At 72.6% G+C, this 18,952-nt stretch carries 15 protein-coding genes; 5 read left to right on the forward strand and 10 right to left on the reverse strand.

The annotated features are described in order from the left end of the window. Positions 1-136 precede the first annotated feature (136 nt). Positions 137-3,544 (forward strand): TM0106 family RecB-like putative nuclease, encoded by a 3,408-nt coding sequence (locus ACRAKH_RS24535; RefSeq protein ID WP_447009984.1) that lies wholly within the window; start codon positions 137-139, stop codon positions 3,542-3,544. 90 nt (positions 3,545-3,634) lie between these two features. Here ACRAKH_RS24535 and ACRAKH_RS24540 read toward each other — a convergent pair whose 3' ends face one another. From ACRAKH_RS24540 to ACRAKH_RS24555, 4 genes are all read right to left on the reverse strand, one after another. After that, the gene (locus ACRAKH_RS24540; protein ID WP_380726005.1) at positions 3,635-4,588 is read right to left on the reverse strand and encodes an ABC transporter substrate-binding protein; all 954 of its coding nucleotides are present in this window, start codon (positions 4,586-4,588) and stop codon (positions 3,635-3,637) included. A gap of 18 nt (positions 4,589-4,606) precedes the next feature. Continuing rightward, on the reverse strand, positions 4,607-5,359 hold the full coding sequence (locus ACRAKH_RS24545) for an amino acid ABC transporter ATP-binding protein (RefSeq protein WP_380726029.1): 753 nt from the start codon (positions 5,357-5,359) through the stop codon (positions 4,607-4,609). After that, positions 5,359-6,252: an amino acid ABC transporter permease gene (locus ACRAKH_RS24550; RefSeq protein WP_380726007.1), complete on the reverse strand. Its 894-nt coding sequence runs from the start codon at positions 6,250-6,252 to the stop codon at positions 5,359-5,361. Before ACRAKH_RS24550 ends, ACRAKH_RS24545 begins: the two co-directional genes overlap by 1 nt. 697 nt (positions 6,253-6,949) lie before the next feature. Then, positions 6,950-8,017 (reverse strand): alkene reductase, encoded by a 1,068-nt coding sequence (locus ACRAKH_RS24555; RefSeq protein ID WP_380726009.1) that lies wholly within the window; start codon positions 8,015-8,017, stop codon positions 6,950-6,952. A 112-nt stretch (positions 8,018-8,129) separates the two neighbouring features. On the opposite strand from ACRAKH_RS24555, the gene ACRAKH_RS24560 reads away from it, so the two are divergent. Then, a complete protein-coding gene (locus ACRAKH_RS24560) occupies positions 8,130-8,627 on the forward strand; it encodes a MarR family winged helix-turn-helix transcriptional regulator (RefSeq protein ID WP_380726011.1) in 498 nt (165 codons plus the stop codon). Here the strand turns inward: ACRAKH_RS24560 and ACRAKH_RS24565 are convergent. From ACRAKH_RS24565 to ACRAKH_RS24590, 6 genes are all read right to left on the reverse strand, one after another. Continuing rightward, positions 8,624-10,144, reverse strand: coding sequence for a glycoside hydrolase family 13 protein (locus ACRAKH_RS24565; protein ID WP_380726013.1), 1,521 nt, complete (start codon positions 10,142-10,144; stop codon positions 8,624-8,626). The genes ACRAKH_RS24560 and ACRAKH_RS24565 overlap by 4 nt on opposite strands. A 26-nt stretch (positions 10,145-10,170) precedes the next feature. Then, on the reverse strand, positions 10,171-11,010 hold the full coding sequence (locus ACRAKH_RS24570; RefSeq protein WP_380726015.1) for a carbohydrate ABC transporter permease: 840 nt from the start codon (positions 11,008-11,010) through the stop codon (positions 10,171-10,173). After that, a complete protein-coding gene (locus tag ACRAKH_RS24575) occupies positions 11,007-11,876 on the reverse strand; it encodes a carbohydrate ABC transporter permease (RefSeq protein ID WP_380726017.1) in 870 nt (289 codons plus the stop codon). The genes ACRAKH_RS24570 and ACRAKH_RS24575 overlap by 4 nt, the downstream gene beginning before the upstream one ends. Then, positions 11,876-13,228 (reverse strand): ABC transporter substrate-binding protein, encoded by a 1,353-nt coding sequence (locus tag ACRAKH_RS24580; RefSeq protein ID WP_380726019.1) that lies wholly within the window; start codon positions 13,226-13,228, stop codon positions 11,876-11,878. The genes ACRAKH_RS24575 and ACRAKH_RS24580 overlap by 1 nt, the downstream gene beginning before the upstream one ends. A 218-nt stretch (positions 13,229-13,446) precedes the next feature. Further along, positions 13,447-14,448 (reverse strand): LacI family DNA-binding transcriptional regulator, encoded by a 1,002-nt coding sequence (locus ACRAKH_RS24585; protein WP_380726021.1) that lies wholly within the window; start codon positions 14,446-14,448, stop codon positions 13,447-13,449. Beyond that, positions 14,445-15,077 carry an enoyl-CoA hydratase/isomerase family protein gene (locus ACRAKH_RS24590; protein ID WP_380726023.1) on the reverse strand — a complete coding sequence of 211 codons (633 nt, stop codon included), beginning with the start codon at positions 15,075-15,077 and terminating at the stop codon, positions 14,445-14,447. Before ACRAKH_RS24590 ends, ACRAKH_RS24585 begins: the two co-directional genes overlap by 4 nt. Positions 15,078-15,158: 81 nt before the next feature. Here ACRAKH_RS24590 and ACRAKH_RS24595 point away from each other — a divergent pair, with 81 nt between their 5' ends. The 3 genes from ACRAKH_RS24595 to ACRAKH_RS24605 all read left to right on the forward strand — a co-directional run bounded on the left by ACRAKH_RS24595 (position 15,159) and on the right by ACRAKH_RS24605 (position 18,941). Beyond that, positions 15,159-15,713 carry a hypothetical protein gene (locus ACRAKH_RS24595; RefSeq protein WP_380726025.1) on the forward strand — a complete coding sequence of 185 codons (555 nt, stop codon included), beginning with the start codon at positions 15,159-15,161 and terminating at the stop codon, positions 15,711-15,713. A 244-nt stretch (positions 15,714-15,957) separates the two neighbouring features. Beyond that, positions 15,958-18,735 (forward strand): type 2 lanthipeptide synthetase LanM family protein, encoded by a 2,778-nt coding sequence (locus ACRAKH_RS24600; protein WP_447009323.1) that lies wholly within the window; start codon positions 15,958-15,960, stop codon positions 18,733-18,735. Further along, positions 18,732-18,941, forward strand: coding sequence for a hypothetical protein (locus ACRAKH_RS24605; RefSeq protein WP_380730627.1), 210 nt, complete (start codon positions 18,732-18,734; stop codon positions 18,939-18,941). The genes ACRAKH_RS24600 and ACRAKH_RS24605 overlap by 4 nt, the downstream gene beginning before the upstream one ends. Positions 18,942-18,952: the final 11 nt, after the last annotated feature.

Here is an 18,952-nt window from a genome sequence, read left to right on the forward strand (position 1 = left end):
CGGCCCACCGCACGCCGAGCCGGGGCTGGGCGGCTGTGGCGGGGCACGCAGTGCGGCGACTCGCCGGGCGTGATCCCCGGGGTTGGCGGGTCCGGCCGCGATACTGCCCGCCATGCTCACCGCCGACGGCCACCTGGTGCACTCCCCCGCGGACCTGGTGGACCTGCTGGAGTGCGAGCACCGCAGCCGCCTCAGCCTCGCCCTGGCCCGCGGCGTGCCCGGCGCGCCCGTGCCCGACCCGCCGCGGAACGCGCCCGCCGCCCGCCACGGCCACGCGCACGAGCAGGCCGTCCTGGCCCGCTTCCGCGCCGAGCACGACGTGGTCGAGATCCCGCAGCCCGCGCCGACCCACGACGCGCTCACGCACGCCGCCGGGCTGACCGCGGCGGCCATCGCGTCCCGCGCGCCGGTGATCTACCAGGCTGTCTTCTACGCCGACGGCTTCCAGGGCCGCGCCGACTTCCTCGTCGCCACCGACCGCGGCTACGAGCCGCACGACGCCAAGCTGGCCCGGCACGCCACCCCGGCCGCCGTCGTCCAGCTCACCGCGTACGCCGACGCGCTCGGCGCGCAGGCGGGCCCCGCCATGCACCTCCTGCTCGGCGACGGCTCCACCCGGACGTTCCAGGTCGCCGACTTCCTGCCGCTGGTCCGCGACCTCCGGCAGCGGCTCCGCGACCGGGTCGCCGGCCCCGCGTCCCTGCCCGCACGGCTGTGGGACGACGAGCGGCCCGCCTGCGCGACGTGCCGGTTCGGCCGCCACTGCGCCACCGGACGGGAACGGGACCGCGACCTGTCCCTGGTCGCCGGCATCCGCACCGACCAGCGGCGCAAGCTCGCCGCGGCGGGTCTCGGCACGATCGACGCGCTGGCCAACGCCACCCGCGCCGACCGGCCCGCGACGATGTCCGCCGCGACGTTCACCGGGTTGCGCGCCCAGGCCGCGTTGCAGGTCATCCAGGACGACTCGCGCACCGAGGACGACCCGACCGGCAAGGTCGCCTACGAGGTGGTCGGGCCGGAGGCCCTGGCCGCGCTGCCCGCGCCCAGCCCCGGCGACCTGTTCTTCGACATGGAGGGCGACCCGTTCGCGCTCAACGGCGAGGGCCTGGAGTACCTGTTCGGCGTGGTCGACGCCGAGGAGAGGTTCACGCCGTTCTGGGCGCACACCCGTCCGCAGGAGAAGGCGGCGTTCGAGCGGTTCGTCGACTTCGCCACGAAGGCGTTGGAAGATCACCCGGACGCGCACGTCTACCACTACGCGCCGTACGAGGTGAACGCGCTCAAGAAGCTCGCCGCGCTGCACGGCACGCGTGAGGACGCCGTCGACCACCTCCTGAGGTCCGGCGCGCTGGTCGACCTGTACGCCGTGGTGCGCAAGGCGTTGCGGGTGTCCCAGCGGTCGTACTCGATCAAGTACCTGGAACCGCTGTACATGCCGTCCGCCCGCGCGGGCGACGTGACGACCGCGGTGTCGAGCATCGAGGCGTACGAGGAGTTCCTGGCGCTGCGGACCTCCGACCCGGCGCGCGCGGAGGAGGTGCTCGCCGGCATCGCCGACTACAACACGTACGACTGCGTGTCGACGCTCGGCCTGTACCGGTTCCTGGTGGAGGTGCGCGCGGAGGCGGGCATCGAGCCGCACGTGCCGGAGCCGTCGTTCAGCGAGGAGGTCGAGGACGAGATCGCGGCCCAGCGCCGGGCCGAGCGGGCCGAACGGCTCGCCGCCGTCGTCGACCCGCTGCTGGAGGGCCTGCCCGACAACCCGGCCGAGGCCACCGACGACGAGCGGGCGCGGGCGCTGCTGGCCGCCGCCGTCGGCTACCACCGGCGCGAGACCAACCCGGCGTGGTGGGACTTCTTCCGGCAGGTGGCGGCGCCGCTGAGCGAGTTGGAGTCCGACAGCGCGTGCGCGGTGCCGGTGTCGGTGCGGGCGCAGGACTGGGCGATGCCGTCCGGCCGGGTCCGCAAGGCCAAGCGCGAGCTGCGGGTGTGGTGCGACCCGGACCGGCCGCACCCGTTCGCGTCGGGCGAGCAGGTCCGGCTGCTCTACCCCGGCACGCCGAACCGCACCCGTGACGCGGTGGTGCTCGCCGAGTCGGCCGAGGACATGGTGCTCGTGGAGAGCGTCGCACCGGACGACGTCCACGGGGAGCTGCCCGTCGCCGTGCTGCCGGGCAGCCCGGTCCGGCCCACGCCCAAGGACGAGGCCGTCTACGAGCTGGCGCGGTCGGTCGTGGACGGCCTGCCGTCGCTGCCGCCGCACCCCGGCGTCGACCTGGTCCGCCGCACGCCGCCGCGCCTGAGGACCGGCTCGCTGCCACGCGGCGGGGACGTGATCACCAACGTCATCGCGGCGGTCGACGCGCTGGACGGCTCGACGTTGGCCGTGCAGGGGCCGCCCGGCGCGGGCAAGACGTACCTGGCGGGACGGCTGATCGCGCACCTGATCCGCGGTGGGCGCAGCGTCGGCGTGACGTCGAACAGCCACAAGGCGGTGGAGAACGTGCTGAGCGCGGCCCTGGCGGCGGGCCGTGAGCTGGGCGTGCCGATCCCGACGGCGAAGCGCGCGAAGGGCGCGCCCGCGAAGGACTGCGCGTGGGAGCAGCCGCGCGACAACCCGGCGCTGGTGCGGTGGCGGAACGACCAGGGCGGCGGGCACCTCGTCGGCGGCACGGCGTGGACGTTCGCCAACGCGGCGCTGCGGGAGCAGCCGTTCGACGTGCTGATCGTGGACGAGGCGGGGCAGTTCGCGCTGGCCGACGCGCTGGCCGTGTCGACGTGCGCGCGGAACCTCGTGCTGCTCGGCGACCCGCAGCAGTTGCCGCAGGTCGTGCAGGGCACCCACCCGGCGGGCGCCGAGGCGTCCGCGCTCGGGCACCTGATCGGCGACGCCGACGTCATCCCGCCCACCCTGGGCTACTTCCTCGACCAGACGCGGCGCATGCACCCGGCCGTGTGCGAGCCCGTGTCGAACCTGTCGTACGCGGGGTTGCTGCACGCCCACCCCAGCGCCGGTCTGCGGGGCGTCGCGGGCGTGCCGCCCGGCGTGTACCTGCACTCGGTGGCGCACTCGCACAACACCACGTCGTCCGCCGAGGAGGCCGCGGCGGTGGTCGGCGTGGTGCGCGCGCTGATGGGTCGCATGTGGACGGACGGGTCGAACGCGCGGGCGCTGGACGACTCGGACATCGTCGTCGTGGCGCCGTACAACCTGCAGGTGCGGCTGGTGAGGCGCGAGTTGGAGAAGCACGGCTACGAGCACGTGCGGGTCGGCACGGTGGACCGGTTCCAGGGCCAGGAGGCGCCGGTCGTCATCACCACCATGACGTCGTCCGCGGCCGTCGACCTGCCGCGCGGCCTGGACTTCCTCCTCTCCCGGAACCGGTTGAACGTCGCGTTGTCGCGGGCGCAGGCCGTCGCCGTGGTCGTCTGCTCGCCCCGGCTGGTGGAGGCGGACATCCGCGACGTCGACCAGCTGCGCCTGGTGTCGGGCATGATCGGGTTGATGGCGGACGCCAGGAGGTGGGACGTCGAAGCCTGAGGCGGCGTGTGCGGAGAGTGGTGCAACGTCGTTCGACGATGACAACAGGGGCCCCCTGGGCGGGGACCCCTGCGTGAGCGTCGGAACCCGTTACGACTTCGGCAGGCCCGGCGGGTTGATCTCGGACTTCTCCACCGCCTCGTCCGCCAACCCCCACCGCTCCAGCACCTCGGCGTACTTCCCGGTCGCGATCAGGTGGTCCACGGCCTCCGCCACCGGCTCCACCAGGCCGCTCCCCTTCTTCGTCGTCGCGGCGATCTTGCCGACGATCTCACCGCCGCCGGAGAACGTGCCGATCACCTCGGTCTTCCCCGACGTCGCCACGTGGTACGCCGAGGTCGGGTTCGGGCCCAGGTACGCGTCGATCCGCCCCGACTCCAGCGCCAGGTAGTAGTCGGCCGCGTTCTGGAAGTACTTGATGTCCGTGGTCGGCAGGCCGCGCGCCTCGTTCGCCTTGCTCCAGTCGACCAGGATCTTCTCCTGGTTCGTGCCCGACCCGACCGCGATCACCTTCCCGGCCACGTCCTCCGGCCCGTCCACGCGCCACGTCCCGCCCTTCACCGCCTCGAACGCGAGCGTGTCCAGCCGGTACGTGGCGAAGTCGTACTTCTCCTTCCGCGCCTCGGTGACGGTGATGTTCGAGATCCCCAGCGGGTACGCGCCGCTGTCCAGCCCGACGAACAGGTTCTCCCACGACGTCACCTCCAGCTGGGCCTCCAGCCCGAGCACGCCCGCGATCAGCACCGCGATGTCGGTCTCCACCCCGATCGGCGTCTTGTCGTCCGTCGCGTAGAACCGCAACGGCGGCGCGGTGCCGGCGGACCCGGCCACCACGAGCTTCCCGCCCGCCCGGAACCGCTCCGGCACCTTCGCCGCGATCGAGTCCACCTTGGACGCCGTCACGCGCTTCTGGTCGGGGCCGAGCTCGACGGTCTTCCCGCCGGCCACGACCTGGTCCTCGCCCACCGCGCCGTCGGCTCCCGCGCACGCCACCGACGCCAGCGCGACGGCGGCCACCAGGGCGGTGATCCTCAAGAAAGACAACGAACTCTCCTCACACGATCAGAGCACTTTGGACAGGAACGCGCGGGTGCGCGGGTGTTGCGGGTCGTCGAGGACCTCGGCCGGCGTGCCCTGCTCGACGACGACGCCGCCGTCCATGAACACGACGGTGTCCGCGACCTCGCGGGCGAAGCCGATCTCGTGGGTGACCACGACCATGGTGGTCCCGCCGCGCGCCAGGTCCTTGATCACGTCGAGCACCTCGCCGACCAGCTCCGGGTCGAGCGCGGACGTCGGCTCGTCGAACAGCAGCACCTTCGGCTCCAGCGCCAGCGCCCGCGCGATGGCCACGCGCTGCTGCTGCCCGCCGGACAGGTGCCGCGGGTACGCCGCCTCCTTGTCGGACAGGCCGACGCGCGCGAGCAGCCGCAACGCCTCCGCCCGGGCCGTCGCCACCGGTTTTCCCTGCGCGGACACCGGGGCCTCCACGACGTTCTCCAGCACGGTCAGGTGCGGGAACAGGTTGAAGTTCTGGAACACGAACCCGATGTGCGTGCGCTGCCGCAGCACCTCGCGCTCCCGCAGCTCGTAGAGCTTGTCGCCGCGCTGCCGGTAGCCGATCAGCTCGCCGTCGACGCGCACCAGGCCGCGGTCGACCTTCTCCAGGTGGTTGATGGTGCGCAGCAACGTCGACTTGCCCGACCCGGACGGCCCGAGCACGACGACCACCTCGCCCGCGCCGACCTGGAGGTCCACGCCGCGCAGGACCTCGTTGTCGCCGAAACTCTTGTGGACACCGCGCACGTCCACCATCACCTCGCCCACTTCCACCCCTCCTGGTCCCTGGTCGCGCCCTTGGCGTAGTGCTTCTCGACGTAGTGCTGGACGACGGACAGCAGCGTGGTCAGCGCGATGTACCAGGCGGTGGCGACCATGAGCAGCGCGACGACCCGCGCGTTGCGGCCGTAGATGACCTGCACCTGGTAGAACAGCTCGCCGATGGCCACCACGGACACCACCGAGGTGCCCTTGAAGAGGCTGATCACCTCGTTCGTCGCGTTGGGCAGGATGGACCGCATCGCCTGCGGCAGCACGATCCGGCGGAACTGGCGGGTCTTCGGGATGCCGAGCGCGGCGGCGGCGTCGAGCTGGCCGTGGTCCACCGAGATGACGCCGGAGCGGACGATCTCCGCCGCGTACGCCGCCTGGTGCAGCGCCAGGCCGAGCACGGCCGCGCCCATCGGGCTGATCAGGTCCTTGGTGTCGACGCCGAAGAACGTCGGGCCGAACGGGACGCCGAAGTGCAACTCCTGGTACAGGTAGGAGATGTTGAACCAGAACAGCAGTTGCACGATCAGCGGGATCGAGCGGAACGCCCAGGTGTAGGTCCAGCTCACCGCCGCGAGGAACCGGCTGCGGGACAGGCGCATCAGCGCGAGCACGAGGCCGAGCGCGAAGCCGATGACGGTGCCGTACAGCGTCAGCTCCAGCGTCACCAGGACGGCGTCGAGCACGGACCTCGCGGTGATGTACCGGGCGAACGTGGTCCAGTCCCAGCCGGGGTTGGTGACCAGGCCGCTGACGAACTGCGCCGCCAGGACGAGCACGACGACGATGCCCACCCACCGCCACGGGTGGCGGACGGGCACGACCTTCGGCACGGGCGGGTCGTGGGCACGCAGGCGTGGTTGTGCGGACACGCTCATGGTGGGGTCCTTCAGGAACGGGGCGGAGCCCGCGGCGGTGGTGCCGGCGGGTGCGGGTGTGAGAGGTGCGGGGTGCGAGAGTTGCGGGGTGCGAGGGGTGTGCGCCCGCGTCGGGAGCGCCGCGTCGGTGTCGATCGCGGCGGCAGCGGTGTCCGGTGTGTCAGGAGCTGCGACAGATGGCGCTGGAGACCCGGCCGAAGTCGACGTGCCTGCGGGAGCGGAGGACGGTCATCGCTCTCTTCCCTTCACACGGCCGGACTGGGCGGGCGGCGGAAACGTAGCCACTTCGCCGCCGTGCGAACAAGGGCGCCCACGTGCTGAACCGCGGCGACAGGTGGTTGACAAGCGGCGAGGTGACCCGAATCGACCAAGGTCGCGGGTGAACACCTCGCGGCCGGCGTTCCTGCTCCTCGGGGCGGCGTGGTCGTGCCGGCCGTGCTGCGCCGCCGGCTCAGGGGATGACCCCGCAGCGCCCCCGGCCTACGGGAGCACCTGGATCTTGCGTCCCTGCCCCGCCCGGAACCGGGACAGCGCCGCCGCGTAGTCCGCGAGCGGCAGGCGGTCGCCGATGAAGACGTCCGGGTCGAGCACGCCCGCGAACAGGTAGGCCGCCCGGTCGTCGGCTGCCCGTTCCCGCCCGGCGGGTGGCGCGCGAAGGCCCCCGGGCGCGGAACCCAGGGGCCTCGGGAGCGGTGGATCAGACGGTGGCGAGGGCCGGGTAGTCGAGGTAGCCCTGGTCCGTGCCGCCGAAGAACGACGTGGGGTCGGGCGTGTTGAACGGGCCGCCGTTCGCGAGGCGGACCGGCAGGTCGGGGTTCGCCAGGAACAGCACGCCGAAGCTGACCGCGTCGGCGACGCCCTCGTCCACCAGGGCCAGCTGCTCGGGGCCGGTGACGCCGTCCGGCGTGAACGGGTTGAGGATGAGCGCGCCGGAGAACCGCTCGCGCAGCCGCAGCGTCAGCTCGCGCTCGTCCTGCTCGGCGATGTGCAGGTAGGCCAGGCCGATCGGGTCGATCGCGTCGACCAGGACCGGGTACAGCTCGTGGTGCGTCTCCTCGGCGATGTCGTTGTACCGGTTGCCGGGGGAGATCCGCAGGCCGACGCGGTGCCCGCCGATCGCCGCGGCCACCGCGCGGACGGTCTCCACGACGAACCGGGTGCGGTTCTCCACCGAGCCGCCCCACTCGTCGTCGCGCCGGTTGGTGTTGTCGGCGAGGAACTGGTGCAGCAGGTAGCCGTTGGCGCCGTGCAGCTCGACCCCGTCGAACCCGGCCTCGACGGCGTTGCGCGCGGCGGTGGCGAAGTCGGCGACGGTCGCCTCCACCTCGGCGGACGTCAGCTCGACCGGCGTGACGTAGTCGGCCATCCCGGCGGGGGTGAACACCTGGCCCGCCGCGCGCACCGGCGAGGCGCCGACGGGGTGCAGGCCGTCGGGCAGGACGCTCGGGTGGCCGATCCGGCCGGTGTGCATGAGCTGCGCGAAGATCCGCCCGCCCGCCGCGTGGACCGCGTCCGTGGCGCGGCGCCAGCCCTCGACCTGCGCGTCGCTGTGCAGCCCCGGCGTGTACGGGTAGCCCTGGCCGACCACGGACGGCTGGATGCCCTCGGTGATGATCAGCCCGGCGCCCGCCCGCTGGGCGTAGTACTCGGCCATGGCCGCGGTCGGCACGGTGTCGTACGCGCGGCTGCGCGTCATCGGCGCCATGACGATCCGGTTGGACAACTCGACGCCGGCCAGGTGCCACGGTTCGAAGGCGGTGCTCATCGCGATTCCTCCACTGCTCGGGTTTACCTGTCCGAACAGCTAACTGCACCAAGTCTATTCCGGATCAGCCACTGTGACGGCACTCACTCACCGGGGGGACTAGAATCGAACCGTGACCCCGACCGGACAAAACCCCACGTCAGGCCCGAATCCGCCGTCCGCCGAACACAGTCCGGTCAGCTTCGCCATCTTCCGGGTCGCCCGCCTGCACCGCCTCCTCGCCGCTCAGCTGCTCAGACAGGCAGGTCTGCACCCAGGCCAGGAGTTGGTGATGATGCACCTCTGGGACCGGGGCCCGCAGCGGCAGGCCGACCTGTGCGCCGTGCTGGGCTCCGACTCGCCCACCATGACCAGGACCGTGCAACGGCTGGAGCGCGCGGGCTTCGTGCGCCGCTCCCCCGACCCCGGCGACGGCCGCGCCACGATCGTCGAGCCGACCGCGGCCAGCCAGGCGCTGCGCCAGGACGTCGAGCGCATGTGGCGGGCGCTCGAAGAGGCCACGCTGGACGACATGGACGAAGACCAGCAGGCCGAGACCCTGAGGGTGCTCGGCCTGCTGGAGTGCAACCTGGCGCGCCGGGCGCACCGGGCCGCCGATCGACCGGACTAGCCGGCCAGCCGGAGCCAGGCGGCGGTGTCCGGCGGCACGGCACCGTCCACGAGCGGGCCGCTGGCCAGCAGCACGCGCTCGTGGTCGGGGAGGGCGACGGGCGAACCGGACAGGTTCAGCACGCACGCGAACCCGGCGCCGCGGGTGAACGCGACGACGCCCGGCCCGAGGTCCAGCCACTCCATCGGGCCGTCGCCGAGCGCGTCCTCCGCGCGCCGCAGCGCCAGCACGGCCCGGTAGTGGGCCAGCATCGAGTCCGGGTCGCCGGTCTGCGCGGCCACCGACAGCGACCGCCAGCGCTCCGGCCGGGGCAGCCACGACGGGCCGTCGTCGCCCCACGGGAGCGGCACCCGGCACCCGTCACGGCCGCGGTCGGTGTGCCCGGACCGCACCCACACCGGGTCCTCGCGCAGCTCGTCGGGCAGGTCGTCCACCTCCTCCAGCCCCAGCTCCTCGCCCTGGTAGACGTACACGCAGCCGGGCAGCGCGGTGGTCAGCATGATCGCCGCACGCGCGCGCTTCACGCCCAGCTCCAGGTCCGTCGGCGTGAGGTGCTGCCGCCGGCCGAAGTCGAACGAGGTGTCCTCGCGGCCCATCCGCGACACGTGCCGCGTCACGTCGTGGTTGGACAGCACCCACGTGGGCGGCGCGCCGACCGGCGCGTGGGCGGCCAGCGTGGCGTCGATGACCCGCCGCAGCTCGCCGGGTTCCCACGGGCAGCACAGGAAGTCGAAGTTGAACGCCGAGTGCAGCTCGTCGGCGCGCAGGTACCGGGCGAACCGCTCCGGGTCGGGCAGCCACATCTCGCCGACGAACACCCGGTCGTCCGGGTACTCGTCCAGCACCCGCCGCCACGACCGGTAGATGTCGTGCACGCCGTCCTGGTCGGAGTACGGCAGGTCGGCGTCGGGCTTGGAGAAGTCCTTCACCAGCCCGTCCGCCACGTCGATGCGGAACCCGTCCACGCCCCGGTCCAGCCAGAACCGCAGGATCGACTCGAACTCGGCCCGCACCTCCGGGTTGGTCCAGTTCAGGTCGGGCTGCTCGGGGCTGTACAGGTGCAGGTACCAGCTGCCGTCCGGCGCCTGGCTCCACGCCGGGCCGCCGAACCGGGACTGCCAGTCGTTGGGCGGCTCGTCGCCCTCGTGGAACCAGAACCGGTCACGCCCCTCCCCCCGCAGCGCCTCCTGGAACCACGGGTGCCGGTCCGAGCAGTGGTTGGGCACGATGTCGATGATCACCCGCAGCCCGACCGCGTGCGCCTCCCCGATCAGCTTCTCCGCCTCGACGAGCGTGCCGAAGACGGGCTCGATGTCGCGGTAGTCGGCGACGTCGTAGCCGCCGTCCGCCAGCGGCGACGGGTACCAGGGGCTGAGCCAGATCGCGTCCACACCCAGCTCGGCGAGGTAGGGCAGCTTCTGCCGAAGTCCCGCGAGGTCCCCGATCCCGTCGCCGTTGCCGTCGGCGAAGCTGCGCGGGTACACCTGGTAGATGGCCGCACCGCGCCACCAGTTCATGTGGAATCCTCCCTCGTCGGTGTGTTTCAGCCCTTCACGCCACCGGCGGTGAGACCCGCCAGGACGTGCCGCTGGAACACCAGGAACAACCCGATCACCGGCACGCTGGACAGCACGAGGCCCGCCAGCATGAGGTTGACCGGTGTGTCGGGGGCGAAGCGCTGCAGCGCCACGCTGAGCGTCTGCCGCGCCGGGTCGGGGAACACCAGCAGCGGCCAGATGAAGTCCTTCCACGCGGCCACCACCGCGAAGATGGACACGACGGCCAGGATCGGCCGGGACAGCGGCAGCACGATCCGCCACAGCATGGTGAACTGGCCGGCGCCGTCGATCCGCGCCGCCTCCAGCACCTCGACCGGCAGCTGGTCGAAGAACCGCTTGAGCAGGAACACCGTGAACGCGTTGGCCGCCCCCAGCAGCCACAGCGCCAGCGGGTTGTTGAGCAGCCCGAGGTCGGCGATGGTCAGGTAGGTGGGCACCAGCAGCACCGCGGCGGGCATCATCAGCGTCAGCAGCATCATGCCGAGGATGCCCTTGCCCAGCACGGGTTTGAGCCGCGACAGGGCGTAGGCGGCGGGCACGTCGACGGCCAGCTGCACCGCCCACACGCCGACCGCGACGACGATCGTGTTGAGGAAGTACCGGCCCAGGTCCATCAGGTCCCACGCCTCGGCGTACGTGCCCGGCACCCACGTCTCGGGCAGGATCGTCGGCGGCACGCGGGCCAGCTCCGCGGCCGGTTTCATGGCCGAGACGACCACCCACACCAGCGGCACCACGAAGATCGCGGTGAGCACGACGGTGGTGACCACCATGACGGCCGTGTAGCCGGCGCGGTTGCGCCCCGGCGCGATCAGCGTCCTCACGCGTCCGCCTTCCGCGTCACCCGCAGGTACAGCGCGGTGAACGCGCCGAGCACCAGCAGCAGCAACAGGCTCAGGGCACTCGCCGTGCCGAAGTCGTTGTAGTAGAAGGCGTACCGGTAGAGCAGCAGCAGGACGGTGACGGTGGAGTCCTCCGGGCCGCCGCCGGTCATCACGTACGGCTCGGTGAACACCTGCATGGTCGCCACGACCTGCAACAGCATCAGCACCAGCAGCACGAACCGGGTCTGCGGGACGGTGACGTGCCACAGCCGGCGCAGCACGCCCGCGCCGTCCAGCTCCGCCGCCTCGTACAGGTCGCCGGGGATGCCCTGCAGCGCGGCCAGGTAGATCAGCGTGGCCGTGCCCAGGTTGGCCCACGTCGCCACGACCACCAGCGACAGCATCGACGTGTCGGCGCTGTCCAGCCACGCCGCGCCCTCCAGCCCGAGCCCGCGCAACACCGAGTTGAGCAGGCCCGGACCGGGGTCGTACAGCCACTTCCAGATCAGCGCGGCCACCACCGGCGGCAGCATCACCGGCAAGTAGACGATGAGCCGGAAGTACGCCTTGAAGTGCCGCAGCTCGTTGAGCACGACCGCGAGCAGGAACGGCACCACGAAGCCGAACACCAGCGCCAGCGCGGTGAACAGCAGGGTGTTGCGCCACGCCGTGGCGAACAGGGGGTCGGCGAAGAGGCGTTCGAAGTTCTCCCAGCCGACCCACGTGGGGTCGGAGACGAAGTCGACCTGCTGGAAGCCCAGCACGGCCCCACGCGCGATGGGGTACCAGGAGAACACCGCGAAGCAGATCAGCGCGGCGGACAGGAACCCGTACGCGGTCAGGTTCTCCGCGACGCGGCGGCGCATCACTTGACCTGCGCCAGGACCGGGTTCACCTTGGCCTCGGCGTCCGCCAGCAGCGTGGCCGGGTCGGCGTCGCGGTCGGTGAGCACGGCCTGCATGACGTTGTCGAGGATCGCGTACACCTGCTGGGCGTTCGGCGGCTCGATCCGGCCCTTCGGCGCGGCGTCCACGTAGGACTTGAAGTTCGCCACCGGCACGGTCGCCAGCTTCTCCTTCAGCTCGGCCTGCCTGGCCGCGATGTCACCGGTCCAGACGTCGGCGACCGGCGGCACGGGCAGGCCGATCGGCTGGCCCTGGTCCTTGTACCGCTGGAGGTTCTTCTCGAACCGGTCCGGGTTGAGGAACTTCCACTGGATCCACTTCAGGCCGGCCTTGATCTTCTCCGGCGTCGCCTTCGGGTTGAGCATGTAGCCCTCGCCGCCGATGAGCGTGCCCTCGCCGTCCGGGATGGCGGTCAGGCCGTAGTTCGCGTAGTCGCCCTTGAACTGGTTGACCAGGACGGGGACGTTGTCCGGCGCGGCGAGGTACATGCCGAGCTGGCCCGCGCCCATCATCTGCTGGACGTCCTCGATGACGAGCAGCTGCTTCTCGCCCATGGTGTTGTCGGTCCAGCGCATGTCCTTGAGGTGCTGGAGGACTTCGCGGCCCTTGTCGTTGTTGAAGTCCGCGACCCACTTGTCGCCGTCCTGGCGGGCGATCGCGCCGCCGACGGAGTACATCCACGCGGTGAAGTGCCAGCCGCCCTGGTTGTTCTTGCTGTACTCGGCGAAGCCGACCTTGTTGCCGCCCAACGCGGTGATCTTCTTCGCGGCCTCGCGGACCTCGTCCCACGTCTTCGGCGGCTGGTCGGGGTTCAGGCCGGCCTCGGCGAACAGCGCGCGGTTGTAGAGCAGCCCCATCGAGTAGTTGGCGGTGGGGATGCCGTAGACCTTGCCGTCCTTGCTGAAGACGTCCCGCAGCTCCGGCCGGATGGCGGAATAGTGGGGCACGTCCTTGACGTAGTCGGTGATGTCCGCGGCCTGCTTGCGGGCGATGAGGTTGGCCGGGTCGGTGAAGTACGCGTAGTAGACGTCTTCGAGCTGACCGCCGGCGAGCTTCGCGGAGAACGTCTTGGGGTCCATGAACCCCTCGTGCGGCTCGATGTCGATGTCCGGGTTCGCGGCCTCGAACTCGGCCACGTCCTCGTCGAACACCTTGCGCTCGAACGCCTGCGTCTGCGGCGGCTGCCCGTTGACGGAGAGGACGACCTTGCCGCCAGCGGCCGGCTCGGCCGTCCCGGAGCACGCGACGGCGGTCAGGCTCAGGCTTCCCGCCAGCAGCAGTCCCGCCGCTCTGCGGAGGCTGGATGAGTTCATGGGGGCGGACCTTCCTCGGTGTGGTGTGGCGCACACGGTAGGTCCGCCCACCTCGTATCCGCAAGATGTCTACGAGATTTCGCAACTTCATGACATCAATCTGTAAGCTACCGGGGCGGATTCGTCCGATCACGCACGGTCGCGTGTCGCCTTTGCGCACGCGCACAGCAAAAAGCCGCCCACCGCGGACGGTGGACGGCTTGCGCGGGTCGGAAGGGCTAGCGGGGCGCGGGCGCGGTGGAGGACCGGACGACCAGCTCCGGCTCGAAGAGCAGCTCCTCGTCCGGCACGGGAGTGCCCGCGATCTGGTTCGCCAGCAGCTCGACGGCCGCCCGCCCCATCGCCTCGATCGGCTGGCGGACCGTCGTCAGCGGCGGCTCGGTGCACGTCATGAGCGGCGAGTCGTCGTACCCGACCACCGACACGTCGTGCGGCACGCGCAGCCCGTGCCGCCGCACGGCGCGCACCGCGCCCAGCGCCAGCGGGTCCGACGCGCACACGACCGCCGTGACGCCGCGGTGCAGCAGCCGGGTCGCCGCCGCCTGCCCGCCCTCCAGCGAGAACATCGCGTGCTCCTCGAACAGCTCCACCCCCGCCGCCTCGGCGCACGCGACCAGCGCGGTCAGCTTGCGCCGGGACGGCATGTGGTCCGACGGGCCGAGGACGGCGCCGATCCGCACGTGCCCCAGCGCCACCAGGTGCCCGAACGCCTGCTCGACCGCCACCGCGTCGTCGCACGACACGCGCGGGAACCCGAGGTCGTCGATGGCCGCGTTGACCAGCACCGCGGGCAGCTTGCGCCGCGTCATCTGCCGGTAGTGGTCGTGCGAGGCGTCCGCCTGCGCGTACTGGCCGCCCGCGAACACCACGCCGGACACGTGCTGCTCGAACAACAGCTCCAGGTAGTCGGCCTCGGTCACGCCGCCGGCCGTGCGGGTGCACAGGACGGGGGTGAAGCCGCGCTGCGCCAGCGCGTTGCCGACCACGTCCGCGAACGCCGGGAAGATCGGGTTCTGCAGCTCCGGCAGCACCAGGCCGACCAGGCGGGCGCGTTCGCCGCGCAGCTGCGTCGGCCGCTCGTACCCGAGCACGTCGAGCGCGGTGAGCACGGCCGACCGCGTCGCGTCGGACACGCCGGGCTTGCCGTTGAGGACCCGGCTGACCGTCGCCTCGCTCACGCCGACCTTCGCGGCCACTTCGGCCAACCGCCGTTGCGTCATGGAGCAACTATACGGCAGGACTTACGTTGGACTTGCGCGGACTTGCACTGGTTTGCGAGCTCCAGCGCGGTCCGCAGCACGGCGGACGACGGCACGACCCGGTCCACCAGCCCGAGGCGCAACGCCTCCTCGGCGGTGACGCGGCGCGCCACCAGCACCCGGACGCCGGCCGCCTCCCCGCAGGTCCCGACGTCGCCCGTCCCCGCGCCGCCCGTCGCCTCTCCGCACACCACTTCACCGCAGATCACCCCACGGCAGGTCACCCGGTCGTCGGTCACCCGGCCGAGACCGCCCTCGGCGGCCAGCACCCGCAGGTCGCACGCCATCGCCAGTTCCGCCGCCCCGCCGGACGCGCTGCCGCCGATCGCCGCGACGACCGGCACCGGCAAGTTCGCGAGCTCGTCCCGCACCCGACGCAGCGACGCCGACTGCGCCTCCCGCTCCGCCGCCGGCGTCCGGACCAGCTGTTTGATGTCCGAACCGCACAGCCCGGGACCGACCAGCAGCACGGCCGCGCGCGCCTCGGCGACGGCGGGCGACAACGCGCGCACGTCGGGCAGCACGGCGTCCGAGGGCTCGTCGATCCGGATGACCGCGATCCCCCCGGAATCCTCTAGTGAGACGGTCATGAGGCGGACATCGTGGCCGAGGATTCCCCCGGTTGTCATGTTCCGCCCCACTATCGAGTGACGTCGGGGTACAACTCCCCTGTGAAACGGTGGCTGGTGGCAGCGGTGGCGGTGGTCGGGCTGACCGGCTGCGCGTCGCCCGTGGCGGGCCGGGCGGTGGCGGGCCCCACGACGTCGGCGGCCGCCGGGAACCCGGAGGTCGTCCGCTGGGTGAACAACTACTGCGCGATGGCGAACTACCTGGTCGCCTCGGCCGGGGTGACGCTCGACCAGGAGGCGTCGGCGGACCCCGCGACGGCGAAGAAGTCCGTCAGCGACTCCCTCGGGCGCGTGGTGGACGTGCTGGACGTCGCGCTGCACGACCTCGAAGGGCTGACCCCCGCGCCGACACCGGCCGCCGACACCGCCGTCGAGGTGGTCAGCGAGCCGCTGACCAGGGCGCGGGACAAGTTCGTCTCGGCGAAGGCGACCGTGGACGGCGCGGCCGAGATGACGCCCGACGTGTTCTCCACCGTCATCCAGGACATGACCGAGGCGGTCACCGTGATGCAGGAGGGCGTGGAGAAGATCGGCGTGGTGTCCCTGCCGGACGAGTACCGGGACGCCGCCGAGCACGCCGAGGAGTGCGGCTCCTAGCCGGACCGGCACGGCGCGGGTGACCTGCGACGGAACCGTTTCCGCACATGTGCGGTCCCGCGGCGCGCGGCCCGCAAATCTGGGGGCACTGCCCCCATGTGCGCCGGGGCACGCGCGTGACACGTTGTGCGGCGTGTTCCCCTCCGCCGTTGACCGGCCCGCCGCCAGCTGGTGGCTCGGTGGTGTCCGGAGGATTCCCCGAGAGCTGGTCGTCCCGTGCGGGCGGCCATCATGGGCCGCGTTCGTGGAACGCGCCACCGCGACCGCGGCCCATGCAGACTTCACCGAGGGCGCCTGGGACGAGGCGTTCGCCGCCGCGCTGCGCCCCCTGGTGCGCGCCGCGGCGTCCCGCGACCCGCGGCTGGGCGACGACTTCGCCCGCGCGCTCGGCAAGCGGCTGGCCCGGATCGCCGCCCGCACCCTGGTGCTGGAGCTGAACCTGGAACGGGTCGGCCGCCGGCTCGTCGGCGACACCCCGCAGGACCGGTTCGCCGACTTCGTCCGCAAGGTCGACCTGACCGCGCTGTTCGCCCGCTACCCGGTGCTGGCCCGGCTGCTCGGGCAGGCCTGCCTGAACGCGGTCGAGGCGCACGTCGAGCTGCTGGACCGGTTCGCCGCGGACCGGGCGGACATCGTGCGGACCGTCCTCGACGGCCGCGACCCCGGCACGCTCGTGCACGTGGAGACCGGCAAGGGCGACCCGCACGGGCGCGGCCGGTCGGTGGCAGTGCTGACGTTCGCCGACGGCCGCCGGGTCGTCTACAAGCCGCGGCCGGTGGCGCTGCACCGCGCGTTCGCCGACCTGGCGGCGTGGTTCGACGGGCACACCGGGGTCGACCTGCGGCTGCCGCGCGCGCTTGCCCGCCCGGGGCACGGGTGGCTGGAGTACGTCGAGCACACGCCGTGCGCGGACGTCAGCGAGGTGGGCCGGTTCTACCACCGCCTCGGCGCGCTGATCGCGCTGCTGTACGCGGTGGACGGCACGGACATGCACTACGAGAACCTCGTCGCGGCGGGCGACCAGCCGGTGCTGGTGGACGTGGAGACGCTGTTCCACCCCACGGTCGGCATCCCGGCCGACCCGGCGGTCGTCGCGCTGGCCCGGTCGGTGCACCGGACCGCCGTGCTGCCGCGGGTGCTGCTGGGCGAGCACGGCGCGGTGGACATCGGCGGCATGGGCGGCGACCACGGCGACCGGTTCCCCGCCGACGGCGCGGCGTGGCTGCACCCCGGCACGGACCGGATGCGGCTGGTGCGCCGGCCCGCGCCCGTGCCGCCCGCGCACAACCGGCCCGTCGTGGACGGCCGCGAGGCCGAGCCCGCCGACTACCAGGGCGCGCTGCTGGCCGGGTTCCGGGTCGGCTACGACGCGCTGTACGACCACCGCGCCGAACTCCTCGGCCCGGACGGCCTGCTGAGCCGGTTCGCCGACCTCCCGGTGCGGTTCATCCCGCGGATGACGCACCTGTACGCGACGCTCCTCGACGAGTCGACCCACCCGGACGCGCTGCGCGGCGCGCCGGACCGGGAGGACGCGCTCGACCTGCTGTGGGACGACTCCGGGCAGGAGGACGTCCTGCGCGCCCTGGTGCCGCACGAGATCGGCGACCTGTGGGCGGGCGACGTGCCGCTGTTCACCACCCGGCCGGGCAGCCGGGACGTGTGGACGTCCACCGGGGAACGGCTGCGCGACGTGCTGCCGGTGTCCGGGCTGGACTCCGTCACGGCGAAGGTCGCCGCCCTGGACGAGGTGGACAAGCACGACCAGCAGTGGTTGATCAGCGCCGGGCTGGCGAGCCGGCCGAAGCCGGTCGACCACCGCACCGGCGCGGGCGTGGACGTGCCGCTGGAGCCGGGCATCCCGGACCCGCAGCGGCTGCTGGTGGCGGCCTGCGGCATCGCCGACGAGGTGCTGGCGCACGCGGCCACCGCCGCCGGCCGGGTCAACTGGGTCGGCCTGGAACTCGTGGACGACCGGCACTGGGCGGTCGCCCCGATGGGCGCGGGACTGTCCAACGGCTACACCGGCGTCGCGTTGTTCCTGGCGCAGCTGGGCAAGCTCACCGGCGCGTCCCGCTACACCGAGTACGCCCGCGACGCGCTCGCGCCGATCCCCGGCCTGCTGGCCGCGTTCGCGGAGGACACCGAGCTCGCGGTCGCCGTGGGCAGCGGCGCGTTCCACGGGCTGGGCGGCATCTGCTACGCGCTGGCGCGGCTGGCGACCCTGCTGGACGACGACGAGATCGCGGGCTGGCTGCGGACCGCCGTGGACGTCGCGGCCACCGTGGAGAAGGTCGGCGAGGACCCGGCCAACCTGGTGGAGGGCTGGGCGGGCGGGCTGGCCGCCATGCTGGCCGTGCGCGCGGAGACCGGGTTGCCGGCGGCGGGCGCGGTGGCCCGCGCCTACGCGGACCGGCTGGTCGCGGCCACCCCGGGCGGCGACGGCTTCGCCCGAGGCCGGGCGGGCGTCGGCTGGGCGCTGCTGCGCTACGCGCGCGTCGCGGGCGACCAGGGGTACGGCGTGGCGGGGCGGGCGAACCTGCGCGCCGACCAGGCGTTGCGGCAACGGCTCCTCGACGTGGCCGAGGCCGACCACAGCTGGTGCTCCGGCCTGTCCGGCGCGGTCCTCGCGCACACCGCGCACCCCGACCAGCCGGTCGACGCGCACACCCTGCACCTCGACCGCTGCCTGAACGCGCTGGCCGTTCACGAACCGTTGCGCGACCTGAGCCTGTGCCACGGCGAGCTGGGTGTGATCGAATCACTCACGGTGCTCGCCCAGCGCGGGCACAGCCTGGCCGCGGCCATGCAGACCCGGCGGGCCGGTCTCGTCCTCGGCTCGCTGGACCAGTACGGGGCGCGCTGCGGCACGCCGGGCGGCGTGCCGTCGGCCGGTCTGCTCACCGGGTTGTCCGGGATCGGATACGGCCTGCTGCGCCTCGGATTCCCCGAGCAGGTGCCGTCCGTGCTCCTGCTCGAACCTCCGCACGACACCTACCCCCGCGAGGAGAACCACCGATGAACGACGCCAACCACGACGCGGTCACCACCTGGCACGAGGACCAGGACGGCGACCACCCCGCCGGGGAGATGGCGCTGTCCCGCAAGACGAAGACCGGCGCCCGCGCCCGCGCGCTGGCCGGTCTGACGCTGGCCGTCGGCGCCTACGCGGCGGTCGCCGCGGACCTCTCGCACCCGACGGTGAGCGCTCCCGGTTTGGGCATCTGACCGCCCTCCGC

It is taken from the genome of Saccharothrix hoggarensis (genome assembly GCF_052936025.1).